The organism is Sanguibacter sp. Z1732, assembly GCF_051020515.1.
Taxonomy (GTDB): Bacteria; Actinomycetota; Actinomycetes; order Actinomycetales; family Beutenbergiaceae; genus CALKWS01.
On record NZ_CP194857.1, the window covers coordinates 1,868,392 to 1,894,460 of the forward strand.

Below are 26,069 nucleotides of genomic sequence, written 5' to 3' on the forward strand. Positions count from 1 at the left end.
TCAAGTGGTAGCTCCGGACTGAAAGTGTGATTGGGTATCTGGTGCGCTTGTGATGCGAGCATGGTCGGGCACGTCGGTCGAGGGCGGGTTGTCCCGGCCGGGGGCCCGGACGGGTACGTGGCGCGTGCGTCCATCCCCGCCGGCCGGTTCCGAGCAGCACACGCTCGCGATGCCCTTCAGTTGATACGCACCCGGTACGCATCACCAGTAGCGCTGTTCACCAAACATTGATCCCCAGCGGAGTTCCTGTGACCCTCATCGTCCAGAAGTTCGGCGGATCGTCGGTGTCCGACGCCGCCAGTATCGCCCGTGTCGCCAAACGGGTCGTCGACACCAAACGTGCTGGTCACGAGGTGGTCGTCGTCGTCTCCGCGATGGGTGACACGACCGATGAACTGCTGGACCTGGCCAGGCAGATCAGTCCCAACCCCCCGGCCCGGGAGATGGACATCCTGCTGACCGCCGGGGAACGCATCTCGATGGCGCTGCTGGCGATGGCGATCTCCGAACTGGGCGTCAATGCCCAGGCCTTCACCGGACAACAGGCCGGGGTCATCACCGACACCGCGCACGGCAACGCCCGGATCGCCGAGGTCACCCCGAAACGGATCCAGGCCAGCGTCGACGGCGGCTCGGTCGCGATCGTGGCCGGGTTCCAGGGCGTCACCCAGACCACCAACGACGTCACCACGCTGGGCCGGGGCGGTTCGGACACCACCGCGGTGGCACTGGCAGCCGCGCTGCAGGCCGAGGTGTGCGAGATCTACACCGACGTCGACGGCATGTTCACTGCCGATCCCCGGATCGTGCCCACGGCCCGGCGGATCGAACGCATCTCCACCGAGGAAACACTGGAGATGGCAGCCCACGGCGCCAAGATCCTGCACCTGCGAGCCGTCGAGTACGCTCGCCGCTACGGCGTCACCCTGCACGTCCGCAGTTCGTTCTCGGAGAACTCCGGCACCCTGGTCACCGATGAAGAACCCGAAGAAGGAAGCATGGAAGACCCCCTGATCTCCGGCGTCGCACACGACAGGTCCCAGGCGAAGGTGACCGTCATCGACGTACCCGACATCCCCGGTTCGGCCGCCCGAGTGTTCGAGGTGGTCGCCGCGGCCGGCATCAACCTGGACATGATCGTGCAGAACGTCCCCACCACCAAGGGCAGCGGCGTCACCGACATCTCCTTCACCCTCACCACCGAGCACGCCGAATCCGCCGCGAACGCGTTGCGCGCCTGCCGGGACGAGATCGGCTACCACGACGTGGTCTTCGACAACGGCGTGGGCAAACTCTCACTCGTCGGCGCCGGGATGCGATCCCACCCCGGGGTGGCCGCGAAGTTGTTCGGTGCCATCCGCGATGCCGGCATCAACATCGAGATGATCTCCACCTCGGAGATCCGGATCTCGGTGGTGACCCGGCGGCGGGACCTGGACAAGGCGGTCCGCGCTGTGCACGAGGCGTTCGACCTGGACGCCGATGAGGTCGAGGCCGTGGTCTACGGAGGGACGGGACGCTGATGGGTGTCAACCTGGCAATCGTGGGAGCCACCGGGCAGGTCGGTGAAGTCATGCGCACCCTGCTGGCGGAGCGCAACTTCCCGGCTGATCGGGTCCGCTTCCTGGCCTCTCCGCGTTCGGCCGGCACCACCCTGCCGTGGGGCGATGAGCAGATCGTGGTGGAGGACAGCACCACAGCCGACGTCGAGGGCGTGGACATCGCGCTGTTCTCGGCCGGTTCGGGTACCTCCAGGACCCTGGCTCCCCGGTTCGCCGAGGCCGGCGCGGTCGTGGTGGACAACTCCTCGGCCTTCCGGTCCGACCCCGACGTCCCCCTGGTGGTCTCCGAGGTCAACCCCGAGGCCCTGCGCCACATCCCCAAGGGCATCGTGGCCAACCCCAACTGCACCACCATGGCCGCGATGCCGGTGCTCAAGGTGCTGCACTCCGAGGCAGGGCTGCAACGGCTGATCGTCTCGACCTACCAGGCGGTCTCCGGATCCGGGCTCGCGGGCGTGGACGAACTGCAGACCCAGGCGCGGGCCGCGGCGGAGCAGGATCTGGCCGCCCTGACCCATGACGGGCACGCGTTGAACCTGCCGGAGCCGGCCACCTACACCGCGCCGATCGCGTTCAACGTGCTGCCCCTGGCCGGTTCCCTGGTCGATGACGGCTCCGGTGAGACCGATGAGGACCAGAAACTGCGCAACGAGTCCCGCAAGATCCTGGGCCTTCCGGATCTGCTGGTGTCCGGAACCTGCGTGCGGGTGCCGGTATTCACCGGGCACTCGTTGTCCATCAACGCCGAGTTCGAGCGCCCGATCAGCCCGGAGCGGGCCCGTCAGGTGCTCTCCGGCGCCCCGGGCGTACGGCTGCAGGAGGTACCCACCCCGCTGGATGCGGCTGGGATCGATGACAGCCTCGTCGGGCGCATCCGCACCGACCCGGGCGTTCCGGACGGTCGCGGGCTCGCGCTGTTCGTGGCGGGTGACAACCTGCGCAAGGGCGCGGCCCTGAACACCATCCAGATCGCCGAGTTGCTCGCCCAGCGCTGAGCCCCGGGACCCGCCGCCGCGCTGGGCCTGCAGAGGCTAGCCGGTGGGCGCCACGTGTTCGTGCACGAACACCAATTGAGCGCGCATCTGCGCGATCCGGTCGGTGTCCACATGGGTGCCGTGCCCCAGGTTGTCCACGCTGGTCGAGACGTGACCGCCCGCGGTGCGCAGCGCCTGGACGTATCCCTCGATCTGGCCGATCGGCCCGCGGGTGTCGTTGCGGGAGGCCACGATCAGCACCGGCGCGCGCACCTGGTCCACGTACGTGATCGGGGAGGCCTTGCGGTAGGCCTGCGGCACTTGCTCCGGCGTCCCGCCGAACATGGACCGGTCCCACGCCTGGCGCGCCGCGGACTCGCTGCGGTAAGCCTCGACGGTGTCGGCCACCGGCGCCACGGCGACGGCGGCCGCCCATCGCTCGGGCTGGGTGCCCAGACCCAGCAGGGTCAGGTACCCGCCCCAGCCCTTGCCGGACAGTACCGACCTTCCCGGGTCCAGCACGCCGTCATCGATCAGTGTCTGGTGCACGGCAGCCACGTCGGCGAGCTCAGCGAACCCGGCGTCGGCGCCCAGCCCCTCGCGCCAGGTGTTGCCGTATCCGGTGGAGCCGCGGAAGTTCACGTTGAGCACGGCCAGGCCGTGATCGACCCACGCCGCGGCCTCCGCGTCGAAGGCGTCGGTGTCGTGAGCGTGCGGGCCCCCGTGCAGGCGCACGACCACCGGGTGGGGTTCGCTGACCCCGGGCGGGCGGCGCAGCAGCGCGTGCACGGCCCCGCCCGGCCCCTCCGCCCAGACGTCGGTCACCGGGACCGACGACGGCGCCCGGGTGCCCACGTGGAGGAGTTCGGCGCCGGTGCTGGTCGCCGTGACCGAGGGGGGCTCGGCCGCTGAGGACCAGTGTGCCCAGGCATCCTCGTCCGGGCGCGGCGTGGCCGCGGTGACCGTGCCCGACCTGGGCCCGACGGCGTGGGTGCGGCCGTCGGAGAGCCGGTAGCGGAACAGCAGGGTGCGGGCACGGTGGTCCACACTCACCAGGAGCGACCGGCCGTCGGGGGCCCACGAGGCGCCCGCCACGTCGCCCGGCAGGCTCAGGTCCACCGGTCGCTGCAGCGAGTTGGCCACATCCCAGATGAGCAACGCCGGGCTACCGGTGCGTTCGTGGCGGACCAGGAGCCGGTTGTCCCCGGCGACCGGCGCGAACGATTGCGCCCACAGGCCCAGTCCGGCACCGTCGTCGAGATCCGCCACCACGGTGCCGGTGTCCCCGCGCACCACCCTGATCGCCGGGTGCAGGGCGTCCCCTCGTTCGGAGTGGCTGATCGCCACCAGGTTCCCGTCCCGGCTCAGTGCGGCCACCCGGGCGTCCTGGGGGTGGGCGTACAGCGGCACCGGCGCCGTGGCCCCGTAACCGGCTGCGCCCACCAGCACCTGGTGGATCTGGGTGCCGTAACGCGGATCGGAGCGTCCCACGATCGCGGTGCCGTCGGCGCCCAGCACGAGCCCGGCGTCGTCGTAGGCCGGAGCGAGGTCGAGGGCGCTCTCGTGGCGATGCAGGGTGGAGCCGAAGGAGTAGCGCGGCGGGGTGGAGCCGAAGGGTTGGCGCCGCCATGTGCCGAACTCGTTGCCGTCGGTGTCGTCGAACCACCAGATCCACTGCCCGGTGGGGTCGATCGTGGCGCGGGTGGTGCCGCCGGGACGGTCGGTGGCCCGGACCAGCCGCCCGGTGTCGGACTCGAAGGAGTGCACCTGCAATGCGCCCCCGGAACTGGCGATCAGTACCGCCCGCTCCGGGGCCAGGGAGGCCCACTCGGGCAGGAAGACGCGCCCGGCCCGGAAGCGCTGCTCCCAGCGCGGGGGCGGGTACAGGCCGGCGGGATCAGGTGTGCGGATCGGAATCCTCCGGATCGATCGCCCGGGGTCCGGCTTCCTCGCGGTCCCGGAGCTGGCGGCGCGCACGCACCACCAGGGCCAGCACCATGCCGATACCAGCCAGGGCGAAGATCAACCCCCAGGGGAGCAGCGGCTGGGCTTCGGTCTCGGCGACCTCGTCTGCGGGGTTCTGGGCATCCGCGCCGGCAGCATCGGCGCCGGCAGCCTCATCCCCGGTGTCGGTGTCACCCGCGCCCTCGCTGGTTCGGGCCTCGTCGTCCTCGGTGGCATCCTGCGCCGCGTCGCCGGCATCGGGCTCGCTCCCGGCTTCGGGGCCGGTGGCCTCGGCAGCGGTGAAGGTGAACGCCCCGGAGACCGGGTGCCCATCGGCGGAGACCACCCGCCACTGCGCGGTGTACTCCCCGGCCGGCCGGTCCTCGGTGAGGTCGTGGGTCAGCGTCGGGCCGCTGATCCGGGGGTCACCGTCCTGGACCTCGCTTCCGTCGGCGTCGGTGATGAGCACCTCGGCTCCGATCTGCTCGAGGGGCTCGTTGAAGGTCAGCACGATCTCATCGGGCGCCTCGTTCAGTTCGGCGCCGTCGGCAGGGTCTGACCCGATCAGTTCGGCATGGGCGTGGGCCGGGCTCGACCAGACCAGGGCGGCGGCCAGGACGAGGGCTCCGACGACCGCGATGCCGAGGCCGCGGACCAGGCGCACCCACCCGTGTGCAGAGACAGGGTGCGGTGGATGGGCGGGCGCGAGGAGGAAGGCACTACTCATGCCGCCCAGCCTAGTTCGGCCCGGGCGGCCCTGCCCCGGTCCCGCGCGGTGGGCAGGCCCCGCCGCCGGGGCGCTGCCGGGGCGCTGCCGGGGCGCTGCGGGGGCGTGGCGGGGGCGCCTCAGCGCGCGACTCGGCGCGGGAAGAACCAGGCGGTCAGTGCGACCGCCACCGCGATGATGCCCACGCTCCAGGCCAGGGCCACGAGCGCCTCAGAGCCCACCGAGCCGCCGGCCAGCGCCGTGCGGATGGTCTCGATGACCGGGGTCACCGGTTGGTGGGTGGCGAAGGGCTGCATCCAGGCCGGCATCGTCTCGATCGGCGCGAAGGCGCTGGAGGCGTAGGGCAGGAACAGCAGGATGAACCCGTACCCGCTCGCCGCCTGGGGGGATTCGGCAATCAGGCCGAGCATGGCGAACAGCGCGGTGATAGCCAGGATCCAGAGCGCCACGCTGCCGGTGGCGACGACCCAGCCGAGGATGCCCGCTCCGGGGCGGAAGCCCACCGCCACCGCGACGACGACCACGAGCGCGGTGCTGACGAGGTTCCGTGCCAGTGAGGCCAGGGTGTGGCCGGCCAGCACGGTGGCGCTGGGGATCGGCATGGTACGCAGCCGGTTCATGGTGCCGGTGGTCATGTCCTGGCTCACCGAGACCCCGGTTCCGGCGGCGCCGAACCCCGCGCAGGTCAGGATGATGCCGGGCACCACGTAGGTGAGGTAATCGGTGCGTGCTCCTGCGCCGACGTCCATCGCACCGCCGAAGACGAAGGTGAACAGCAGCAGCATCATCACCGGCAGGATCACCGCCATCAGCAGGGACTCCACGTCCCGCATGCTGTGGCGCATGCTGCGCCCCACGAAGATGCTGGAGGCGCGCAGGACGCCGGAGCCGGTGGTCAGGGGAAACGTGGTCATCGCTGTGCTCCTTGGAGTCGGGTGGGGGTATCGCCCGCCGCGTGGGGGCCTGCCGGGACCGGATCGACTGGCGTCGGGTCGGAGGCGTCGGGGTCGGCCGGGTCCGTATCGACACCCGGTGCGGGTGCCGGCCGGGTGCCGGTCAGGTGCAGGAACGCCTCGTCCATCGTGGGGCGGCGTAGGGACACCCTGGCCTCGGGCTGGTTCCTGGCCAGATCGGCCAGGACGTGGGCGACGTGGCCGGCCGAGCCGTCGGTGGGGAACTCGCTGGTCAGGTGCCCCTCGTCGTCGCGCAGTTGCAGAACGGTGCCTCCCACTCCGGACTTCAGTTCCTCCGGGGTTCCCTGGGCCACGATCGTGCCCCGGTCGAGCACCGAGATCCGCTCGGCGAGCACGTCGGCCTCCTCCAGGTACTGCGTGGTGAGGAACACGGTGGTCCCGCCTCGGCGAGGGCGCGGATCTGATCCCACAGACCCTGCCGGCTGCGCGTGTCCAGGCCGGTGGTGGGTTCGTCCAGGAACAGCACCGCCGGGGCGCAGATCATGCTGATGGCCAGGTCGAGACGACGCCGCATCCCTCCGGAGTAGGTGCTCACCGGCTTACTCGCCGCCTCGGTCAGGTCGAACTGGCGCAGCAGATCGGCTCCGCGGGCGCGTGCGTCTGCGCGGGGCAGGCCCATGAGCCTGCCCATCATCACCATGTTCTCGGTGCCGGAGAGGAGTTCGTCCACGGCGGCGAACTGACCGGTCAGGCTGATCATGCGCTGCACCGTCCGCCGGTCCCGGGGCAGGACCCGGCCCAGGATGCGGACGTCGCCGGCGTCGGGTGGGACGAGGGTGGACAGGATGTTGATCAACGTGGTCTTGCCGGCACCGTTGGGGCCGAGCAGGGCGTGGATGCGCTCATCGACCCGCAGGTCCAGACCGTCCAGGACGGTGTGGGTGCCGTAGGCCTTGCGCAGTCCGGTGACATCGATGGCCGGTGCGGATGACGTTACTTGCGTCTGCATTGCGTGTGACATAGACAGAGTATGACATACGCAGTGGATGTCGTACACAGTCAGTTTCGGAGCCGGGCTCACGGGCACCGCCGGCACGTGCCACCATTGGGCGATCGGACCCAGCGCAGTGAGGTGGCATGAAGGACACGACCGAGCACGGCATCCCGCGAGTGGTGGCCATCGCCTGGGGGATGCTCGAGGCGCCCCAGCGCGGGCCGAGTCGCGCGCTGAGCCATGAGCGGATTGTGAGCGCGGCGATCGAGATCGCCGATACCGACGGACTGGCTGCGGTGACGATGCAGCGGGTGGCGCAGTCGCTGGGGTTCACCACGATGTCGCTGTACCGGTACGTCTCCAGCAAGGACGAACTGCTGACGCTCATGCAGGATGCCGCCGTGCAACTGCCCAAGTCCGGCACCTGGCCGCCCCCGGAGGGCTGGCAGGAGGGCCTGCGGCAGTGGGCCGCACACCTGCGCGACATCTACCGGGCCCGGCCCTGGCTGCTGGAGATCCCGCGTAACGCGATCGCGTTGCTGATGCCCAACTCGATGGAGGTCGCCGACCGGGCGCTCGCGGTGCTGTCGACGGTGCGGATCACGATGGAGCAGAAGATCGCCGTGGTGCTGAACCTCAGCCTGATGGTGGCTGGGTTCGTCCGGCTGGAGCAGGAACTGACCTCGGCAGAAGATCTCACCCTGGATGCCGAGGGCCTGGCCCTGCTCAGCGAAGTCATCACCGATGAGCGCCTGCCCACCCTGGGCCCGATGACCCGGGCAGGGGAGTACGTCGCCAGACCCGACTCGGGGGAGTCGCAGGACGTCGACGTGGAGTACTCCATGGGCCTGGACTGGATGATCGCCGGCATCGAGCGCTTGGACGCCGCCGCCTCCGAGTAGGCCCCGGCCCGCACCGCCCCATCGGTACGGGTGTAGGCTGGGCACATGCGTTGTGCGACCCAGTATTGGTTTAGCGTGTCGGCCCCGGCCGGCGCGTTGACGAACTGACGCGCAACCGGAGCCGACACAAGGCGTGGACCCCCAGGGTCCGCGCCTTTCGCCATTCATGAGGCGGTCGCTCCGGTCAGGGCGGTCCGCCCGAACCGAGAGGACCCCCATGCTCACTGCTGAACGCACCAACGACCTGCGGGTGCGCAGTATGCAGGCACTGCCCACACCGGCGCAGGTGCTCACCGAGTTGCCGCTGCCCGCCGCGGGCGCCGACCTGGTCGCCCGCTCGCGCAGAGCAGCCCAGCGCATCCTGGACGGTTCCGATGACCGCTTGCTCGTCGTCGTCGGTCCCTGCTCGGTGCACGACCCCGCCGCCGCACTGGACTACGCGCGGCGGTTGGCGGTGCTGACCGAGGAGTTCGATGAGGACCTGCACGTGGTGATGCGGGTGTACTTCGAAAAGCCCCGGACCACCACGGGGTGGAAGGGCTGATCAACGATCCCGGGATGGACGGCAGTTACGACATCCCGCGCGGGTTGCGGCTGGCCCGACAGGTGCTGCTGGACGTGCTGGCCACCGGTGTGGGCGTGGCGTGTGAGTTCCTGGAGACCACCTCACCGCAGTACATCGCCGATACGGTCAGTTACGGCGCGATCGGGGCCCGCACCGTGGAGTCCCAGTTGCACCGCCAACTCGCCTCGGGGCTGTCGATGCCGATCGGCTTCAAGAACTCCTCCGACGGCGACGTGCAGGTGGCCATCGACGGCGCCGTGGCCGCGGGTGCCGAGCAGACCTTCCTGGGCGTGGACGCCGGCGGGCGCAGCGCCGTGGTGCGCACCATCGGCAACGCCGACGCGCACGTGATCCTGCGGGGTGGGCGCCGCGGCCCCAACTACGCCCCGCCGGCCCTGACCGATGCCCTGGACCTGCTGGAGCGGGGTGGGCGCCGTCGGCGGCTGGTGGTGGACGCCTCGCACGGCAACTCGGCAAGGACCACGTGCGCCAGGCCCAGGTGGCCGGGGAGATCGCCGCACAGGTGGCCACGGGCCAGGACGGCATCGCCGGGGTGATGCTGGAGAGCTTCCTGGTGGCGGGGCGCCAGCAGCCGGCGCCGGCCGGGTTGGTGTACGGACAGTCCGTCACCGATGCGTGCATGTCCTGGGAGACCACCGAGCAGGTGCTGGAGCAGTTGGCCGCGGCCGTCCGGGCCCGCCGGGCGGGTGCGCCCGCGACGGCGCCGGGTGAGGCACTGGTCGCCGGCTGACGGCCTCGCCGGCCGGCCCCCTCACCGCCCGGGTCCGCGCGGGCCTCAGCGGGCCAGCAGCGGTCCGCCGTCGGGGTGGTCGAGGAACGCGCGGGCGTCGGCGAGCCGCTCGATGGTGGACTCGGCCAGCGGCTCGGGCAGGTCCTGGGGTCGGAACCAGCCCACGGCCTCGGACTCGTCGTCGCCCACGCGGGCGGTGCCGGAGATGTAGTCGGCCACGAAGTTCAGGTTCAGGTACTGGGCGATGTCGCCGTTGCCGTGGGTGATCACCGGGGTAGCGCGGATCGAGGCCAGGGCACGCACCCGGGCGACCACGCCGGTCTCCTCGGTGATCTCCCGTTCGAGGGCCGGCACTGGTTCCTCCCCGGGCTCGGGGATGCCGGAGATGACCGCCCACAACCCGTTGTCGGAGCGTTTGCCGAGCAGGATCGACCCGTCCTCGCGCAGGACGACCGCGCTGAGTCCGGGCAGCCACAGCAGGTCGTGACCGATCCGGGTGCGCAGGGTGCGGATGAACTCCGGGATGGGCATGCTGGTGAGCCTGCCATGATGGCCGGCGGCTGCGGCGCAGGATCGCCGCCAAGGGCCCCGATGGCGGAGCCTGGCGGTCAAGTGTCCCGATGGCGAGCCTGGCCGTCGAGGGCGAGCCTGCTGGCACTCGCCCTCGGCTGTCACGCTCGCCCTCGGCTCTCGGCTCTCGGCTCTCGGCTCTCGGCCCTCGGCTCCCGGCCCGGCCCTCGGCTCCCGGTGGCCGGGCCGACGCGAAGGCGTTGCAGGGTGATGAACCAGCCCACAGCCGTGGGCGGCTCAGGCGATGAGGGCGTCGATCTCGGCGGGGGAGAGGACGTGGTCGATCGCCATCGCGCTGGCTCCGAGCACGCCGGCGTTCTCCCGCCCCTTGGAGAGCACGATCTGCAGGTCCTGGGTGGCCAGCGGCAGTGAGCGCCGGTAGACCACCTCGCGGATCCCGGCGACCAGCTGCTCGCCGGCCTCGGCGAGGTTCCCCCCGATCACCACGATCGAGGGGTTCAGCAGGCTCACCGCGGCGGCCAGTACGGAGCCGATCTCCCGACCCGCCTGATACACCGCCCGGGCGGCGGCGGGGTCGCCGGAGCGCACCAGGGCGACCACGTCGGAACTGCTGCGGGCAGCCATGCCCTCCCGCGCCAGTGTCTCGGCGATGGCAGCACCCCCGGCGATCGCCTCCAGGCAGCCGAGGTTCCCCGCACCGGCACGGCACCTGCGCGCCGCTGGGCACCGCCACGTGCCCGATGTCCCCGGCCGAGCCCTGGGCCCCGCGGTGCAGCACTCCCTCGGAGATGATGCCCGCCCCGATCCCGGTGCCGAGCTTGACGAAGAGCATGTCCGCAACGTCGGGCCACCAGGTGCGGTGCTCACCCAGGGCCATGATGTTCACGTCGTTGTCCACCAGCACCGTGGTGCCCAGTCCGGCGGCCAGGATCCCCGGGACGTCGCTGTCGTCCCAGCCCGGCATGATCGGCGGGTTGATCGGGCGTCCGGTGGAGTGCTCCACCGGGCCGGGTAGGCCCACCCCGACCGCCGCCAGGTCGGTCAGGGTGCGACCGGCGGCGGCGGCCAGGTCCCGCCCGGCCGTCATCACGTGGGCCAGGACCGGCTCGGGTCCGTCGGCGATCGGTCGGGTGGCGTAGGTCTGGGCGAGCACGTTGGCGGCGAGGTCGGTCAGGGCGAGGCGGGCGTGGGTGGCGCCGAGGTCCACCGCAAGGACCACGCGGACATCCGGCTGGAAGGCGAAGGTGGTGGGCGGACGGCCGCCGGTCGAACTGGCCTCACCGGCGGGGGCGATCAGGCCCGCGGCGAGGAGGGAGTCGATCCTGGCGGCGATGGTGGAGCGGGACTGGCCGGTGATGCTGACCAACTCCGCGCGGGTGCGGGCGGACCCGTTGCGGAACAACTGGAACAACTCACCCGCACCCGTGGTCCGGGTGGCCAGTCGCACCGGTTGGCTCATGGTCTCAGTGAATCACGAAGCACGAGGGCCCTGACCTGCACATGGTGCAGATCAGGGCCCTCCATCGTCGGGGTGGCGGGATTTGAACCCACGACCTCCTCGTCCCGAACGAGGCGCGCTACCAAGCTGCGCCACACCCCGAGCCCGGTCAGGATAGCCGAGGTGAGCACCCGAGGTGAAATTGTGTCTGGGTGGGACTGATCACTCCGCCGGGGACGGTGATCAGCCTCGCGGGACAAGGGGTCAGCAGGGTGGCCTCAGGACGGCACGCCAGCCGCACCGGCGTGTAGGGGGAGGTGCCCAGACCGGCGCTGACGTGCAGCCAGATGGAACGGGCGTCCTGGCCCGGCTTGGCGCCCGGCCAGCGGTGCAGACCCTTGGCCATGGCCGGCGGCAGGTCGCAATTGGTCACCAGCGCCCCGTACCCGGGCACGCACACCTGCCCGCCATGGGTGTGTCCGGCCAGGACAATGTCCGCCCCGTCGGCACGCATCGCTCCCAGCACCCGGGCGTAGGGGGCGTGGGTGACGCCCAAGCGCAGCACCGCGCGGTCGTGCTCGCGGGAGGCGGCCGACGGCGGGTGCTCGGCCCGGGTGGAAGCGGACGACGGCGGGTGGTCCGGTGGCGGCAGTTCGTCTCGGTGCAGGTGTGGGTCGTCCACACCGACCAGGGCCACATCCAGGTCCCCGAGCCTGAGCCGGTCGCGCCTGTTGGTCAGATCCGACCAGCCGTGTGCCCGCAGCGCGGCGCCGAGTTCCTCCCCAGGCAGGCGCGGGGCAGAGGGGGGCGTGCCCGAGCGACGGGGCCGCAGGTAACGCAGCGGGTTCTTCGGCACCGGGGCGTAGTAGTCGTTGGAGCCCATCACGAAGGCGCCGGGGGTGCCCAGGAGCGGTTCGAGGGCCTCCAGCACCACCGGCAGCGCGCGGGCGTGGGCCATGTTGTCCCCGGTGTTGATGACCAGGTCAGGGCGTAGATCCGCGAGCGCGCGCACCCACGCGATCCGGCGCCGGTGCTCGGGGAGCAGATGCAGGTCGGAGATGTGCAGCAGCCGCACCGGGTCCGCGCCGGCAGGCAGCACCGGTACCTCCACCCGGCGCAGCGCGTACCAGTGCGCCTCGAGAAGCGACCATGCCAGCACGCCGGCACCGGCGCTCATCAGTGCCGCGGCGGCGGTGCCCAGGCGCCGGCCCGGGCGGGCAGTTCGCACCGGCGCCATCGCAGCCCCGGTGGTGCTCAGCCTCCACCCCTGCCGCCACCGCGGTTGCCGCGTTCACCCGGGCGGGAGTCCTCGCCGTCGTCGCGCCAGGACGGGCCCCGGTTGTGACCACGGTCCGCGCCGCCATGGCCCCGGGCGGACGCGTCGGCGTTTCCGCCACCGCGGGAGCGGGCGTCGGTGTCACCGTCACCGGAGTCCTCATCGCCGGAGTCGCCGTCGTCGTCCTCGTTCGAGGCACTCTGGCTCGGTCGCAGAGTGATCGTCGACCCGGGTTGTACCCGGGACCCCGACACAGGCTCGGTCGCGCCGACGTCGCCGTCGTCGGCCCAACTGTTGTCCACCGGATCGCCCACATTCACCTCGAAGCCCTCGGACTCCAGGTACGTTGTGGCGCCATCGATACCCCAGCCGACCACGTTGGGCACCGGCACCCGGTCACCGTAGATCTGACGCTCGGTCGCCTCGGGGAAACTCTCCGCGGGCAGTCCGTCCACGGCCTGTGCCATGTACCGCTGCCAGATCGGTACCGGTAGCACGCTGGAGTACACCCGGGGGTAGTAGCGGCCGTTGATGGTGGTCCCGATCATCGGTACGCCACCCTCGGAGTGGCCCACCCACACCGCGGTGGCCAGTTGCGGCACGTAACCGACGAACCAGGCGGCGGTGTTGTCGTTGGAGGTCCCGGTCTTGCCGGCCGCGGCCCGTCCGGGCAGCGCCGCGCCGGAAGCGGTGCCCTGGGACTGACCGACCACCTGCTGCAGGGAGTGGTTCAAGCCGTTGACCACGTCGGCGTCCAGGCGTTGTTCGCAGCCGGCCTCGGGCACAGGCAACTCCTCGCCGTCTGCGTCGGTGATGCTGGTGATCGCGATCGGCTGGCAGTAGGTTCCGCCGGAGGCGAAGGTCGCGAAGGAGGAGGCCATGGTCAGGGGTGCGATGTAGTTCGCACCGAGCACCATCGAAGGCGTCAACTCCAAGGGCCGCCCATCCGGGGCGGTACCGTTGCCCACATGCAGGCCGGTGGAGCGGCGATCGATCTCATCGACGCCGCACACGTCCATCTGGTTGGCCATGTCGACGAACGCGGTGTTCACCGACCGGGTGGTGGCCTCCTGCACGCTCATCATTCCGGTGCCGATGCCCTCGATGTTGCGGGGGTCGTAATCGGCCGCCACATCCGGCGCGCAACTGAAGTTCCAGGAACTACGCGGGAAGTGCTGGCCCTGGGAGCCATCCACCCGGTCGGCCAGGGAGTTGCCTTGACGCAGCCACTCAGCTAGTACATACACCTTGAAGGTCGAACCGGTCTGGAACCCGTCACCCCCGCCGTAGGCGCGATCGACGTTGAAGTTCACCTCGGTGTTGCGGGTGGCATCCTCTTCCGGCCTGCCGTAGTCGGTGTTCTGGGCCATCGCCTTGATCTCACCGGTCCCGGGCTCCACGGTGGAGATCGCCGTCGACACCCCGGAGGGATCATCGGCGGGAATGGCATCCATCACGGTCTGGTGCGCCTGCTCCTGCATGCCCAGGTCGATCGTGGTGTGGATCTCCAGGCCGCCGCGCAGGAGCAACTGGCGCCGTTCGGTTTCGGTATCCCCGAACGCGGGATCATTGGTGATGATGCGGGTGACGAAGTCGCAGAAGTAGGCCGCATGCTCCGCGGCGCCACACCCGGTGGGGGGGGGGTGATGTCGAGCATGTCCTCCACGTTGGTGGCGACGGCCTCGTCGTACTCGTCCTGGGTGATGAAGTCTTCCTCGAACATGCGGCTGAGCACACGGTCCCGGCGCACCTGGGCGTTCTCCGGGTGGGCCTGCGGGTTCCACCGGGCGGGGGACTGGGTGACGCCGGCCAGCAGCGCGGACTCGACGATGTTCAGGTCCGCAGCGCCCTTGTTGAAGAAGTACCGGGCGGCGACCTCCACCCCGTACTGGGACGGGCCGAACTGGGCGATATTGAGGTAGCCCTCGAGGATCTCGTCCTTCGTGCGCACCCGCTCCAGGGCGATGGCGAGTTTGGCCTCCCGCAACTTGCGTCCCAGGGTGGCCGCCCGGGCGGCTTCGACGGCCTCGGCATCATTGGCGATCTGCCCGGCTTCGATCAGCACGTTCTTGACGTACTGCTGGGTCAGGGTGGAGCCACCCTGGACGGTGTTGCTGGTCAGGTTCGTCACGGCCGCGCGCATCAGACCCTCGGGGTCCACGCCCCCGTGCTCATAGAAGCGGTGGTCCTCGATGGCGATCACCGCGTCCGCCATGTGCGGGGAGATCTCCTCCAGCGGCACCACGATGCGGTTCTGGGCGTAGTAGGTGGTCAGGAGCGTGCCGTCCGCGGAGTACATCCGGGACTGCTCGGAGACCCGTTCGCTGCCCAGGTCCTCGGGGAGTTCGTCGAAGAGTTCGGTGGAGGCGTTGGCGGTGGCCCCGACAGCGGCGACCATCGGCATCACCAGCCCTGCAGTGAGCACTCCACCGGTTGCTGCCACCAGCACGAATGCCAGGAACAACGACAGCAACTGAGCGGGATTCACCGCCCGCGAACTACGGGATCGAGGCGTGGCCATCCCACTAGCCTACGATGCGCACGCGCATGTGAGCCGTCGGCGGGGCCGGATCGCCCATTGCGTGCCACACATCCGGATAAGGTTCACGATTCCTTCACGGCGCTCCTCCATGGCGGGAGGTGGTTCGGTGCGCTCGCCCGGGCACCTTCCCGTGGGGCCACGACCGCACCGGAGAGGCATATTGCCGGCCCGTCAATGACCGACCCGGGCGAGGGCGGCGGAAGGTCGGGTTTGGCAAACCATGCCGCGGTACCTTATGTTCTCAAGAACAGGTAAAGTGCGAAGCGGTATAGGGGCCGCTTTCACCCCTCAACGTGGAGGTTCTTGCGATGAGTGTGGACATCGATCAGAGTTGGACGGCCCGTGCGGCCTGCGCCAAGGAAGCACCGGACGATTTGTTCGTCCAGGGTGCTGCGCAGCGGTCGGCACGAGAGATCTGTTTTTCATGCACGGTCCGCACCGAGTGTCTGGCGGATGCGCTGGACAATCGAATCCAGTTCGGGGTCTGGGGCGGGATGACCGAGCGGGAACGCCGCGCACTGCTGCGCCGCAGTCCCGAGGTGGGGTCTTGGTCGGAGTTGCTGGAGGGGCTCGATGGCAACGACCTCGACGTGCTGCTCGGACAGCGCTGGGGACTTGGCCGGAACCGGCGCAACGTAGCGCGGGCCGCCGGCAGTTAGTGCGCCTGACCGTTCGTCGGTGGGCGGGGCGGGTCCGAGCGAGCCCGGTGCGCGCGCTGCCGTAGGATCGGCCCATGGCTACTTGGGAGTACGCAACGATTCCGTTGATCATCCACAACACCAAGGCGATCCTGGACCAGTGGGGTGCCGACGGCTGGGAACTCGTACAGGTCGTGCCCGGTCCGGAAGGGACCAACAACCTGGTTGCCTACCTGAAGCGGGAGAAGAGCGAATGAGCGTGTCGGCGCGCCTGGCTGAACTGGGCATCGAACTGCCGGAGGTGGTCGCGCCGCTGGCCGCCTACACTCCGGCGATCCGCCATGGCGACCTGGTGTTCACCTCCGGGCAGCTCCCCGTTGTCGGTGGCGAACTGCAGGCCGCCGGCAAGGTAGGGGGGGAGATCAGCCCCGAGTACGGCTATGACCTCGCCCGGCTGTGCGCCCTGAACGGGGTCGCGGCGGCCGCCCACATCGCCGGTGACGTGGATCAGCTCAGTGGCGTGGTCAAGGTGGTCGGATTCGTCAACTCAGCCCCGGACTTCAGCGGCCAGCCCGGCGTCATCAACGGTGCCTCGGAGGCGTTGCAGGAGATCTTCGGCGACGCCGGTGTGCACGCCCGCTCCGCCGTCGGTGTGGCGGCGTTGCCGCTGGGAGCCCCGGTCGAGGTGGAGTTCGTCTTCTCCCTCTCCTGAGCGTCCCTCGCCAGAGCGTCCGGGTGCTGGTTAGCGGGCGCGGCGGCGGAGCCGCTCGATGTCGATGAGGGTGACGCTGCGTCCGTGTAGTTGCAACCAGCCGCGGGAGGAGAACTCCGCCAGCGCCTTGTTCACCGTCTCCCGGGTGGCGCCGACCAGTTGGGCCAGTTCCTCCTGGGTCAGGTCGTGGGTCACGCGCACCCCGTGATCGGTCTGCTGGCCGAACCGGCGGCCCAGGTCCAGCAACGCCCGGGCCACCCGGCCGGGAACGTCGGAGAAGATCAGCGAGGAGACCGTGTTGTTCGTGCGCCGCAACCGCTGGGCCAGGGAACGCAGCAGGTGCTGGGAGATCTCGGGGCGTTCATCGAGCACACGCAGCAACTCGGTGTGGCTCAGTTCGGCCAGCTCGGTGGTGGCCAGCGCCGTGGCGGTCGCGGTGCGCGCGCCCGGATCGTAGAGCGAGACCTCACCCAGGATCTCCCCGGGACCAAGGATGGCCAGCAGGTGCTCACGGCCATCCGGCGCGGTGTGCCCGAGTTTGACCTTGCCCGAGGCCACGATGAACAGCCGGTCGCCCGGGGAGCCCTCGTGGAAGATCTCTCCTCCCCGCGCCGGAAGGTCAGGTCGGTCATCTTGGCCCGCACCGCGGCGAAGCTTTCGTCGTTCAGCTCGGCGAAGAGCGGCGCTGCGCGCACCACGGCCTCGTTCATCGAAGGATCCCTTTCATCGTGTGCACCGTCTGTGAGGTATTCCACAGTGTGTCATGAGATGGCGCTCGCGCAGGTCAGGACGGCGCGCCGCGTCCTCAGTCGTCCCGGTGAACACGATCCAGCCAAGCGGTGAGCGCCGCCGTGGTCCGCTCCGGTGCTTCCTCGGGCAGGAAGTGTCCGGCGTCGGCGATCACCACTCGCCGGTAACCGGAAGCGGCCAGGTCCCGGTCCCGGTCCGCGGCCTCCACCGGCAGGAATCGGTCCGCTCCGCCGTGGATGGCCAGCACCGGCACCCGGACCGCGGCGGAGACCGCGCGCCGGAAGGCGCGTCCGTCGCTGCGGGGAGTGGAGCGCACCAGCCACCGCACCTGCTCCATCGCGGAATGGGCGGAGAAGGACAGCCGCATCGAGTCGGCGTAGATCCGCGCCTGCCCGCAGCGCCACCCCGGGGCCGACCAGTCCTCGAGAACCCGATAGGCCATGGTTCCGTGGGTCAGGGCGCGTTCGGGGAACCACGGCGCCTGCACGCGCGCCAGCCACCGGATCGTGCGCAACGGAGCCGTCCGGGCGGTGACCGCAGCCAGTCGCGCCGGGTGCGGCGCCGCCAGCGGCGCGACCGCGCGCACCACCCCGGGTGTCAGCGACGGCATGGACCAGGCGACCTGCCCGCCCAGGCCATGACCGACGACGACGGCGCGGGCCGCGCCGAGGGAGCGGATCGCCGCGGCCACGTCGGCGGCCAGGACCGGCAGGTCGTACCGGCCCGGAGGCTTGTCCGAGGCGCCGTACCCGCGCAGGTCCAGGGCGGCCACCCGGTAACCCCGCTCACCTAGGGCGACGAGCTGGTGGCGCCAGGCGAACCAGTTCTGCGGAAAGCCGTGCAGCAGCACCACCAGCGGGGTGGTGCCATCATCCGGCCCGGTCAGGGCGGCGTGGATGCGGGTGCCGTTGGCCGGGATCATCCGGTGCTGCCACGGCCCTTCGCGCAGAACCAGATTGGGGTCGTTCACGCTGATCAGGCTAGTGCCGGCGGTCGGGACCGGTGGCACCGCCCGCCGGCGCGCGCAGAACGCGCCGCGGTCAACTCGAGGCTGTCGGTGCGTTCATCCCCTGGGTGATCAGGTCCATCACCGAGGAGTCAGCCAGGGTGGTGACGTCCCCGACCGGGCGCTTCTCGGCCACGTCGCGCAGCAGCCGGCGCATGATCTTGCCCGATCGGGTCTTGGGGAGCTCGGCCACCACCAGGATCGAACGGGGCTTGGCGATCGCACCGATCTCCCGGGCGACGTGGTTGCGCAGGACCGAGACGACATCGTCGCCCTCACCCACCTCATCGGCTCGTTCGACGGCCTCACCGCGCAGGATCACGAACGCCACCACCGCTTGCCCGGTGGTGTCGTCCGAGGCCCCCACCACGGCCGCCTCGGCGACCCACTCGTGGGAGACCAGGGCGGACTCGATCTCGGTGGTGGACAGGCGGTGCCCGGATACGTTCATCACGTCGTCCACGCGTCCGAGCACCCAGATGTCGCCGTCGTCGTCGTACTTGGCGCCGTCCCCGGCGAAGTAGGTGCCCTCGAAGCGGGACCAGTAGGTGTCGCGGAAGCGCTGCTCGTCACCCCAGATGCCGCGCAGCATCGCCGGCCACGGCTCGGTGATGACCAGGTAGCCACCACCGCCTGGGGCCACGTGTGTGCCGGCGTCGTCCCAGACCTGGGCCTGCACGCCGGGGATGGCGACCTGGGCCGAGCCGGGGGTGAGGGTGGTGACACCGGGCAGGGGGGAGATCATGATCGCCCCGGTCTCGGTCTGCCACCAGGTGTCCACCACCGGGGTGCGGTCGCCACCGATCACGCGCCGGTACCACATCCACGCCTCGGGGTTGATCGGCTCACCCACGCTGCCCAGGATGCGCAGGGAGGACAGGTCGTACTCGGCCGGGATGGACTCGCCCCACTTCATGAAGGTGCGGATCGCGGTGGGTGCGGTGTAGAGGATCGACACCTTGTACTTGGCCACGATCTCCCACCAGCGGCCCCGGTGCGGGGTGTCCGGGGTGCCTTCGTACAGCACCTGCGTGGCGCCGTTGACCAGCGGGCCGTAGGTGACGTAGGAGTGACCGGTGACCCAGCCGACGTCGGCGGTGCACCAGTACACGTCCGTCTGCGGCTTGAGGTCGAACACGTGGTGGTGGGTGAAGGCGGTCTGGGTCAGGTACCCACCGGTGGTGTGCAGGATCCCCTTGGGCTTACCGGTGGTTCCGGAGGTGTACAGGATGAACAGCGGGTGCTCGGCGTCCACCGGCACCGGTGCGTGCTCGGTGGAGGCCCGGGCGACCTGCTCGTGCCACCAGAGGTCCCGGCCGTCGGTCCAGTCCACGTCCTGCTCGGTGCGGCGCACCACCAGCACGTTGGTGACGGAGGATCCCCCGGAGACCAGCGCTTCGTCCACAGCGGGTTTGAGGGCGGAGGGCTTGCCCCGGCGGAAGCCGCCGTCGGCGGTGATGACCACCTTGGCCTCGGCGTCCTCGATCCGGGTGCGCAGGGCATCGGCGCTGAACCCCCCGAAGACCACCGAGTGGGGCGCCCCGATCCGCGCACAGGCCAGCATCGCGATGACGGCCTCGGGGATCATCGGCAGGTAGATCACCACCCGGTCCCCGGTTCGCACCCCCAGGTCTCCCAGCACGTTCGCCACGCGGGAGACCTCATCCTTGAGCTGGGCGTAGGTCAGCGTGGCGGAGTCCCCGGGTTCACCCTCGAAGTAGATCGCCACCCGGTCACCCAGGCCGTTCTCCACGTGCCGGTCCACCGCGTTGTACGTGGCGTTCAGGCGCCCGTCGGCGAACCAGCGTGCCGTCGGTGCATCGGAGAAGTCCAGATCCTGGGTGAACGGGGTGTCCCAGGTCAGCAGCGAGCGCGCCTGCTCCGCCCAGAACCCGGGCATGTCGGCGTTCGCCTGCTCGTAGAGCTCCGGTGAGGAGTTGGAACTGGCGGCCAGTGCCTCATCGGGTGGGAACGCGCGCTTCTCCTGCAGCAGGTTCTCCAGTGCGGGTGACGCGTTGGTTGAGTCGTTCATCAATCCTCCAGGCAGCCTCAATGGTGCAGATCCATCCATACCCTAAGACGATCGGACGGCTCCGCGGTACCTGGGACCCTGGATCGGCGGCGACGGAAGCGATCCGGTGGCTCAGAGTGCCTCGACAGCCGCGCGGCGACGTTCCTCGCGCCTGCCCTGTCGGCGCGCGCCGTGGGAGATCACCCCGGCGAGGATCAGCACGACGCCGTAGGCCAGGATCCGCCCGGTGTTGCCGTCGGTGAGCAGGTGGTCGTAGACGTTCTGCCCGAACTGGCCCAGCCGGGTGAAGATGTCGGAGTACTCGGCCAGGAAGTCCTCCTCGACCATCTGGGGGATCGCCAGGAACGCACCGCCGATCAGGGTCGCGATGCTGCCCATGATGATCGGGCCCACCGAGGACCACCGGGCCCCGATCAGCACCACCGCCAGCAGGAGGAGCCCACCGGCGATCTCCACCAGGGCGCCGAAGTGGATGGCATCGGGCGCCACCTCGCGTGCGTTGGTCCAGCGCTCCCCACCGTCGGCGATCAGGTACCAGGCCGGCGGTGTGAACACCAGCGTGATCAGCACGACCCACCAGTGCGCCTGGGCGCGCGAGCGCGGCGGGTCGTCCCAGTCCTGGAACGGGTCCTCCTCGTTGATCTCGGTCCGGGAGTGGCGCGCGTCGTCGGTGGCCGCGGGGGCCCGGCCGGTCCGCGCGGGCGCGGTGGCGCCCGGGGCGGGAAGGGCGGTGGTGCGCACCTCGCCCTCGGCCGGTTCCTTGTCGGCGTCACGGGAGCGCCCGAAGCGACCGAACCGGCGCTCGCGCTCTTCGCGCAGGGCGGCGTCGTCGTCGCGGGTCGGGGACGCGGCCGGTACGGCCATCGTGGCCTCGTCCTCGGTTGAGCGGCCGGTGTAGTCGCCGTTCCCGCTTCCTGCGTCACCGGTCGAGTGGGCACCCGGGTCGGCCTCGGCGTCGGTGGCGGACCGATCGACGTCAGGACGCTCGGACGAGGAACTCATGGCCGTCGTGGGTTCGGCGTCGCCCGGTTCGCTCCAGGAGTTCCCGGTGCTGCCGGTGCCCTCGGCAGGGGCGGGGCCGGGCAGCGGCCCGGGGGAGACTTCCTCGCCCGCCGCGGCGCCGGGTGCCTCATCGGAGGTGACGGGCTCGGCGTCATCACCTTGGTCGCGTGCCTCGTCATGGCGCGGGTCAGTGCTCACAATGCCTCCAGGTTGATCCGGATGCGTTCACCGTAGCGATCCGATGCCGGCCGCGCCCCCGGGCGCGCCGGAGGTGTCCAATCCGCCCTACGCACAACGACGACGCCCGGGGGGGGCGCCGTCGTCGCCTTCATCGTGCCGGTGAGGTATCAAGCGTGCTCATCTCGTATGGGTCGCTACGGGACTTGCCCGTTCGCCCGGTCCTATGCGTGGACTGATCGCGCGTGGGTTCTCACTGCCCGATGGAGTTGTCCTTCCTTTGTACCCCGTTATCGGCCCGAGCGCGAGTGGTTCGGCGGATCTATCCGCGTGCTGGTCTCATCTTGTGGGCACTGCGCTGGACACCGCCGGCGAACTGCGCGTGCGCGAGAGCGGTGCTCCGATGCGGTGCTTGTCCACAGCGACTGTGCTTCGGGGGCGGCGTCCACAGCGTGCCCCGGCGGCCGTGCTGCGGGAGGGCGTGGTCGGCACGCTGAGAGGGCCCGAAGGGCGTTGGCCGAGCAGGGAGGCGGAGCGGGATGGATCGGGACCACGACCGGCAGGAGAGCGAGCCCGACGCACCGCCGGTGGCGCTGCGGTCGGCTGATCCGGCGCTGATCGAACAGGTCCGGGCGATCGGGGAGTTGCTGCAGGTGGCGATCCTCATCTGTCCGCCCGGTGCGCCCGCGCCCCGTGCCCGGCTGCTGTTGGAGGACGCCACACAAGCGGTTCCGTCCCACCCGTCCTGGGGTGCCTCCGTGCTCCCGGTGATGGCCGGGGATGGGGAGGCCCCCGATCGTGGTGGCCGGTCCGGGGGTGGGCCCGACGGCGGGAGTCGGCACGGGATCCTGCGGCTGCCCCGGCAGGGGGAGGAGCTGCTGCGGCGGATCCGTGCCGCTGCCCGGATTCGGCAGGCCGTGGTGGTGGGGGGTGGTGGGTGCGCGGGGTGGTGTGGGTGCCTCCAGCCTGGCTGCGGTACTGGCTCGGGCCGCAGCCGCCGACCGGGCCCGCACCGCCCTGGTCGACCTGGATGCCGTGGGCGCCGGAGTGGACCTGCTGCTCGGTATCGAGGATGAGCCGGGCGTGCGCTGGGCGGACCTGACCGCCCCGGAGGGGGACTATGACAGCCAGCAGTTGACCGCCGCCCTGCCGACCTGGCACTCGGCCCGGGTGTTGTCGGCGGACTGGCGCGGGGGAGTGCCGGCCCCCACCGGCGATGCGGTGCTGCAGGCCCTGTGGGGGGACCTGGATGTGATGGTGCTGGACATCGCCCGCCACGACGGCTGGCACCGCTGGTCCCGGATGTGCGATGCCGTGGTGCTGCTGGCCGGTTGCGACGTGATCTCGGCGGCCGGGGTGCAAAGCACCCGGAGGGCGCTGGGGGCCGGTGCGGTGCACCTGGTGGTGCGCGGGCCCTCCCCGGGCGGCCTGACCGCTGCCGAGATCGCGCAAGCCTGCGATGTGCCCCTGGCGGCACAGATGCGCCCGGAACGGGCACTTGCCGCCGGCCTGGAACGAGGAGTCGCGCCGGGTGATCACGGCAACGGGCCGCTGATGCGGACCGGACGTGCGCTGGCCGTCGCCCTCGACCTGACCGGCCGGAGACGCGCCGCATGACTGCGGGGGCGCTGCCCGCCGGTGCCCGTGGGGCACGCGGACGACTCGGAAGCCCGGTCCTCGCTGGCGCGAATCCGCACGCACCTGGCTGCCGCCGGAACCGGCGCACAGTCGGTGACCACGGCCGTGCGATCGGTGCCGGGGTTGCGCTCGGACCACCAGCGCTGGCACCTGGCCAGATCGGCTCACCAGGACGTGGCCGGCGCAGGGGTGTTGCAGCCGCTCCTGGATGATCCGGAGGTAACCGACGTCCTGGTCAACGGTCCCGGTCAGGTCTGGCTGGACCGGGGTGCCGGACTGCGGCCGGTGGACGTGCCGGGGCTGGGACCGGTGCGCGCGCTGGCCACCCGGCTGGCGGGTGCGGCGGGGCAGCGCCTCGATGACGCCGCACCGGTGGCCGAGGGCAGGTTGCCGGACGGCACCCGGCTCCACGCGGTGCTGGCGCCGCTGGCCACCGTCGATGCGGTGATCTCGCTGCGCAGCATGCGGCGCCGGGCCCTGTCCCTGGCCGAACTACACGCGAGCAGGGGTTCGTCGATGGCATCGGCGCGCAGATCCTGGACCAGTTGGTGCAGGTGCGGGCCAACGTCATGGTCTCCGGGGCCACCGGCGCCGGCAAGACCACCCTGCTGGCGGCGATGCTGTCCCTGGTGCCGGCCACCGAGCGGATCCTGTGCATCGAGGAGGCTGCCGAACTTATGCCCGATCATCCGCACGTGGTGCACCTGCAGGTGCGACGCTCGAACGTGCAGGGCGCCGGCGGGGTGGGACTGGACCAGTTGGTCCGTACCGCGATGCGGATGCGGCCGGACCGGCTGGTGCTGGGGGAGTGCCGGGGTGCGGAGGTCCGGGAGGTGCTCGGCGCGTTGAATACCGGCCACGACGGCGGCTGGGCGACCGTGCACGCCAACGCCGCCGGTGACGTGCCGGCCCGGCTGGTGGCGCTGGGTTCCCTGGCCGGTCTGGATCCGGCAGCGGTAGCGGTGCAGGCGGCCAGCGCCCTGGATGCGATCGTGCACCTGCGCGCCGTGACGGCAGGCGCCGTTACCTCGACCAGATCGCGGTGATGACCCTGGACTCCGCGGGCGCCATGACCTGTCCGGTGGCGATGTCGGCCGGCTCCGACGGGGCGTTCAGCCCGGGCCCCGCCTGGCCCGCGCTCGCCGCGCGCTTGGATGCCGGACCGCGATGAGCCCGGTCTGGGCGACGCTGACCGCCGGCGCGCTACCCCTGCTGCTGGTGGTGGCGGCGGCGGCCTGGACCCTGCCGGGGCGGCCGGTGGGCCGCACCGTCCGCGCCGCAGGCATGTGCGCGCGGGGTGGCCGGAGCGCCCTGGAGGGTGAGGGTCTGGACCCCGATCGCGATGGCGATCACACCCGCGGCACCGGCCGAACGCGCGGGATTGCCCGATCTGGCGGTGCCGGCCGAGCGCAGGGGTGGCGGCAGCGACTGGCGCACCGGCGCCGGCGGCCACCACCGGTGGATCTGGGTGCAGTGCTGACCGAGGTCGCTGCCCGCATCAGTGCCGGGGCCGCGCCCGGGCGGGCCTGGCAACTGGCGCTACCGGGCCGCGTGACGATGGGGCGAGCGGGCATGGCCGACGACGGCGTGCCGGCGGCGCTGGGGGCGTTGCGGCCGGTTCCGGCGCACCCGGGCCGGCCCATCGTGTTCGGGCGGCGCCGGGCCGGCAAGGACCACGTGGCACTGATCCATCAGATCGCCGGGGCGGAGGTGGCGTGCCGGATGGCGCACACGGTGGGGGCTCCGCTGGCCCGGGTGCTCCAGGCCAGCGCGGACGGTGTGGTCGAGGCGGGCCGTGCCCGGGCAGCACGACGCACGGCGCTCGCGGCCCCGCGTGCTACCGCCCGGCTGCTGGGTTGGTTGCCCCTGGCCGGGCTGGTGCTGGGCAGCGCGTGGGGTGCCTCTCCGGCCCAGGTCCTCTTCGACGGCGGTTGGGGCAGCGCCTGCCTGGTACTGGGAGTCCTGCTGATGGCGGCGGGTCACCTCTGGTCGGCCCGACTGGTGCGTGCTGCGGAACGGGTCGGGTCGTGATGAGCCCGTGGTGGGTTCCGGTGCTGCTGGTGCTGGCGGCAGCGCCGTGGGCGCTGCGACGGCCGGCACCGGCGCCCTCCACCGGCAGTGCGGGAGGTGCGGACGGACGCCCGACGGCGGAGGACGCCCGGGTGGACGCCGCTGTTCTGGCGGACATCCTGGGCGCGGCGATCCAGGCCGGTGCCTCGATCCCGGCTTCCCTGGCGGCGCTGGGCCGGGCGGTGCCGGGCGAGCAGGGGCAGGAACTGCAGCAGGTGGCCGCGACCCTTCGCCTGGGTGGGGACTGGCCGGCGGCGTGGGCGCGGGCAGGCCAGGACCTGCAGACATTGAACCGGGCACTGCAGCCGTCCTGGACCGACGGCGTGGCGCCCGGCGGCCTGTTGCGGCACGCCGCGGCGCAGATCCGAAGGCGCCGGGCGGAGGAGGCGCGGGAGGCCGCGGCCCGCCTGGGTGTGCGTCTGGTCCTGCCGATGGGCCTGTGCTGGCTGCCTGCGTTCGTGCTCCTGGGGTTGGCCCCGGTGCTGTTGTCCACCGGTGGTTCGCTCTGGCCCTGAGCCCGGTGGTTCGCCCGGACCCTGGATGGCCGCCGGTCCACAGAGCGCAGCCGCCGCGACCGGTGTCCACAACCACTCGGGCGGCCCCGGCACGGGGTGGGCACGGCATCCCACAGTGGGTGCACCGCACCCGCCGACCGTGTGGGTGCAGGAGGGAGAGAACCATGGCCGAAACCCACGTCGGGGCCGAGCTCCGGCGCCGGTGGTCGGCGGTGCGACGCACCACCGATGCCGGGATGGCCACCGCTGAGTACGCCATCGCCACCCTGGCGGCGGCTGCGTTCGCCGGGGTGCTGCTACTGATCCTGCGTTCCGATGAGGTGCGCGGATTCCTGATGGGCATCATCCGGCAAGCGCTCTCGGTGGCGGGCTGACCCATGGCCCACCACCGACGAGCAGCGCAGCGGGG

Annotated in this window: 24 protein-coding genes, 1 tRNA gene and 4 pseudogenes; 14 read left to right on the forward strand and 15 right to left on the reverse strand. The window is 71.1% G+C overall.

Annotated features, from left to right (window positions below):
- The first annotated feature begins 248 nt into the window (after window positions 1-248).
- Both ACRRRO_RS09995 and ACRRRO_RS10000 read left to right on the forward strand, forming a co-directional pair.
- Complete coding sequence (locus ACRRRO_RS09995) at window positions 249-1,523, forward strand: aspartate kinase (RefSeq protein ID WP_424786775.1); 1,275 nt, start codon at window positions 249-251, stop codon at window positions 1,521-1,523.
- Entirely contained in the window at window positions 1,523-2,557 is a 1,035-nt protein-coding gene (locus ACRRRO_RS10000) for an aspartate-semialdehyde dehydrogenase (protein WP_424795237.1), read from the forward strand. The genes ACRRRO_RS09995 and ACRRRO_RS10000 overlap by 1 nt, the downstream gene beginning before the upstream one ends.
- 36 nt (window positions 2,558-2,593) lie before the next feature.
- Here ACRRRO_RS10000 and ACRRRO_RS10005 read toward each other — a convergent pair whose 3' ends face one another.
- The 5 genes from ACRRRO_RS10005 to ACRRRO_RS10025 all read right to left on the reverse strand — a co-directional run bounded on the left by ACRRRO_RS10005 (window position 2,594) and on the right by ACRRRO_RS10025 (window position 7,130).
- Window positions 2,594-4,513, reverse strand: coding sequence for a prolyl oligopeptidase family serine peptidase (locus ACRRRO_RS10005; protein WP_434081470.1), 1,920 nt, complete (start codon window positions 4,511-4,513; stop codon window positions 2,594-2,596).
- Window positions 4,434-5,207: a copper resistance CopC family protein gene (locus ACRRRO_RS10010; RefSeq protein ID WP_424795235.1), complete on the reverse strand. Its 774-nt coding sequence runs from the start codon at window positions 5,205-5,207 to the stop codon at window positions 4,434-4,436. Before ACRRRO_RS10010 ends, ACRRRO_RS10005 begins: the two co-directional genes overlap by 80 nt.
- Window positions 5,208-5,326: 119 nt before the next feature.
- Window positions 5,327-6,121 carry an ABC transporter permease gene (locus ACRRRO_RS10015; protein WP_424795234.1) on the reverse strand — a complete coding sequence of 265 codons (795 nt, stop codon included), beginning with the start codon at window positions 6,119-6,121 and terminating at the stop codon, window positions 5,327-5,329.
- Window positions 6,118-6,516 carry a hypothetical protein gene (locus tag ACRRRO_RS10020; RefSeq protein WP_434081471.1) on the reverse strand — a complete coding sequence of 133 codons (399 nt, stop codon included), beginning with the start codon at window positions 6,514-6,516 and terminating at the stop codon, window positions 6,118-6,120. Before ACRRRO_RS10020 ends, ACRRRO_RS10015 begins: the two co-directional genes overlap by 4 nt.
- Complete coding sequence (locus ACRRRO_RS10025) at window positions 6,447-7,130, reverse strand: ABC transporter ATP-binding protein (RefSeq protein WP_434081472.1); 684 nt, start codon at window positions 7,128-7,130, stop codon at window positions 6,447-6,449. The genes ACRRRO_RS10020 and ACRRRO_RS10025 overlap by 70 nt, the downstream gene beginning before the upstream one ends.
- Before the next feature lie 128 nt (window positions 7,131-7,258).
- Here ACRRRO_RS10025 and ACRRRO_RS10030 point away from each other — a divergent pair, with 128 nt between their 5' ends.
- Together ACRRRO_RS10030 and ACRRRO_RS10035 are read left to right on the forward strand one after the other, a co-directional pair.
- A complete protein-coding gene (locus tag ACRRRO_RS10030; protein WP_424795232.1) occupies window positions 7,259-8,017 on the forward strand; it encodes a TetR/AcrR family transcriptional regulator in 759 nt (252 codons plus the stop codon).
- A 259-nt stretch (window positions 8,018-8,276) separates the two neighbouring features.
- Window positions 8,277-9,333: pseudogene (locus tag ACRRRO_RS10035) on the forward strand (3-deoxy-7-phosphoheptulonate synthase).
- Window positions 9,334-9,378: 45 nt separating this feature from the next.
- Here the strand turns inward: ACRRRO_RS10035 and ACRRRO_RS10040 are convergent.
- Together ACRRRO_RS10040 and ACRRRO_RS10045 are read right to left on the reverse strand one after the other, a co-directional pair.
- The gene (locus ACRRRO_RS10040; RefSeq protein WP_424795230.1) at window positions 9,379-9,864 is read right to left on the reverse strand and encodes an NUDIX hydrolase; all 486 of its coding nucleotides are present in this window, start codon (window positions 9,862-9,864) and stop codon (window positions 9,379-9,381) included.
- A gap of 276 nt (window positions 9,865-10,140) precedes the next feature.
- A pseudogene (locus ACRRRO_RS10045) lies at window positions 10,141-11,230 on the reverse strand (ROK family protein).
- On the opposite strand from ACRRRO_RS10045, the gene ACRRRO_RS10050 reads away from it, so the two are divergent.
- Entirely contained in the window at window positions 11,112-11,357 is a 246-nt protein-coding gene (locus ACRRRO_RS10050) for a hypothetical protein (RefSeq protein WP_434081635.1), read from the forward strand. The pseudogene ACRRRO_RS10045 and the gene ACRRRO_RS10050 overlap by 119 nt on opposite strands.
- Window positions 11,358-11,390: 33 nt before the next feature.
- Here ACRRRO_RS10050 and ACRRRO_RS10055 read toward each other — a convergent pair.
- From ACRRRO_RS10055 to ACRRRO_RS10070, 4 genes are all read right to left on the reverse strand, one after another.
- A tRNA-Pro gene (locus tag ACRRRO_RS10055) sits at window positions 11,391-11,464 on the reverse strand.
- A 7-nt stretch (window positions 11,465-11,471) separates the two neighbouring features.
- Complete coding sequence (locus ACRRRO_RS10060; protein WP_434081473.1) at window positions 11,472-12,539, reverse strand: metallophosphoesterase; 1,068 nt, start codon at window positions 12,537-12,539, stop codon at window positions 11,472-11,474.
- A gap of 17 nt (window positions 12,540-12,556) precedes the next feature.
- Window positions 12,557-14,107 carry a penicillin-binding transpeptidase domain-containing protein gene (locus tag ACRRRO_RS10065; RefSeq protein WP_434081474.1) on the reverse strand — a complete coding sequence of 517 codons (1,551 nt, stop codon included), beginning with the start codon at window positions 14,105-14,107 and terminating at the stop codon, window positions 12,557-12,559.
- Window positions 14,032-15,099, reverse strand: a complete 1,068-nt coding sequence (locus tag ACRRRO_RS10070) for a transglycosylase domain-containing protein (RefSeq protein WP_434081475.1) — start codon at window positions 15,097-15,099, stop codon at window positions 14,032-14,034. The genes ACRRRO_RS10065 and ACRRRO_RS10070 overlap by 76 nt, the downstream gene beginning before the upstream one ends.
- A gap of 329 nt (window positions 15,100-15,428) precedes the next feature.
- Here ACRRRO_RS10070 and ACRRRO_RS10075 point away from each other — a divergent pair, with 329 nt between their 5' ends.
- The 3 genes from ACRRRO_RS10075 (at window position 15,429) to ACRRRO_RS10085 (ending at window position 16,470) form a co-directional block, all read left to right on the forward strand.
- A complete protein-coding gene (locus tag ACRRRO_RS10075) occupies window positions 15,429-15,779 on the forward strand; it encodes a WhiB family transcriptional regulator (protein ID WP_424786762.1) in 351 nt (116 codons plus the stop codon).
- 74 nt (window positions 15,780-15,853) lie between these two features.
- Entirely contained in the window at window positions 15,854-16,015 is a 162-nt protein-coding gene (locus ACRRRO_RS10080) for a DUF4177 domain-containing protein (RefSeq protein WP_424786761.1), read from the forward strand.
- Window positions 16,012-16,470, forward strand: a complete 459-nt coding sequence (locus ACRRRO_RS10085; RefSeq protein WP_424786760.1) for a RidA family protein — start codon at window positions 16,012-16,014, stop codon at window positions 16,468-16,470. The genes ACRRRO_RS10080 and ACRRRO_RS10085 overlap by 4 nt, the downstream gene beginning before the upstream one ends.
- 30 nt (window positions 16,471-16,500) lie before the next feature.
- On the opposite strand, the pseudogene ACRRRO_RS10090 reads toward ACRRRO_RS10085, so the two are convergent.
- The 4 genes and pseudogenes from ACRRRO_RS10090 to ACRRRO_RS10105 all read right to left on the reverse strand — a co-directional run bounded on the left by ACRRRO_RS10090 (window position 16,501) and on the right by ACRRRO_RS10105 (window position 21,458).
- A pseudogene (locus ACRRRO_RS10090) lies at window positions 16,501-17,180 on the reverse strand (Crp/Fnr family transcriptional regulator).
- A 95-nt stretch (window positions 17,181-17,275) separates the two neighbouring features.
- The gene (locus ACRRRO_RS10095; protein WP_424795226.1) at window positions 17,276-18,190 is read right to left on the reverse strand and encodes an alpha/beta fold hydrolase; all 915 of its coding nucleotides are present in this window, start codon (window positions 18,188-18,190) and stop codon (window positions 17,276-17,278) included.
- A gap of 70 nt (window positions 18,191-18,260) precedes the next feature.
- Entirely contained in the window at window positions 18,261-20,258 is a 1,998-nt protein-coding gene (gene acs / locus ACRRRO_RS10100) for an acetate--CoA ligase (protein ID WP_424795225.1), read from the reverse strand.
- A gap of 111 nt (window positions 20,259-20,369) precedes the next feature.
- Window positions 20,370-21,458 (reverse strand): hypothetical protein, encoded by a 1,089-nt coding sequence (locus tag ACRRRO_RS10105; RefSeq protein ID WP_434081476.1) that lies wholly within the window; start codon window positions 21,456-21,458, stop codon window positions 20,370-20,372.
- 909 nt (window positions 21,459-22,367) lie between these two features.
- Between ACRRRO_RS10105 and ACRRRO_RS10110 the strand changes: the two genes are divergently transcribed.
- The 6 genes and pseudogenes from ACRRRO_RS10110 to ACRRRO_RS10135 all read left to right on the forward strand — a co-directional run bounded on the left by ACRRRO_RS10110 (window position 22,368) and on the right by ACRRRO_RS10135 (window position 26,034).
- Window positions 22,368-23,054 carry a P-loop NTPase gene (locus ACRRRO_RS10110; RefSeq protein ID WP_434081477.1) on the forward strand — a complete coding sequence of 229 codons (687 nt, stop codon included), beginning with the start codon at window positions 22,368-22,370 and terminating at the stop codon, window positions 23,052-23,054.
- 210 nt (window positions 23,055-23,264) lie between these two features.
- Window positions 23,265-23,519 (forward strand): annotated as a pseudogene (locus ACRRRO_RS10115) (TadA family conjugal transfer-associated ATPase); the annotation flags it as partial.
- A gap of 104 nt (window positions 23,520-23,623) precedes the next feature.
- Window positions 23,624-24,121, forward strand: a complete 498-nt coding sequence (locus ACRRRO_RS10120; protein ID WP_434081577.1) for an ATPase, T2SS/T4P/T4SS family — start codon at window positions 23,624-23,626, stop codon at window positions 24,119-24,121.
- Between the two features lie 121 nt (window positions 24,122-24,242).
- Window positions 24,243-25,106: a hypothetical protein gene (locus tag ACRRRO_RS10125; RefSeq protein WP_424786753.1), complete on the forward strand. Its 864-nt coding sequence runs from the start codon at window positions 24,243-24,245 to the stop codon at window positions 25,104-25,106.
- Entirely contained in the window at window positions 25,106-25,660 is a 555-nt protein-coding gene (locus tag ACRRRO_RS10130) for a type II secretion system F family protein (protein ID WP_424786752.1), read from the forward strand. The genes ACRRRO_RS10125 and ACRRRO_RS10130 overlap by 1 nt, the downstream gene beginning before the upstream one ends.
- A gap of 164 nt (window positions 25,661-25,824) precedes the next feature.
- Entirely contained in the window at window positions 25,825-26,034 is a 210-nt protein-coding gene (locus tag ACRRRO_RS10135; protein WP_424786751.1) for a DUF4244 domain-containing protein, read from the forward strand.
- Window positions 26,035-26,069 lie beyond the last annotated feature (35 nt).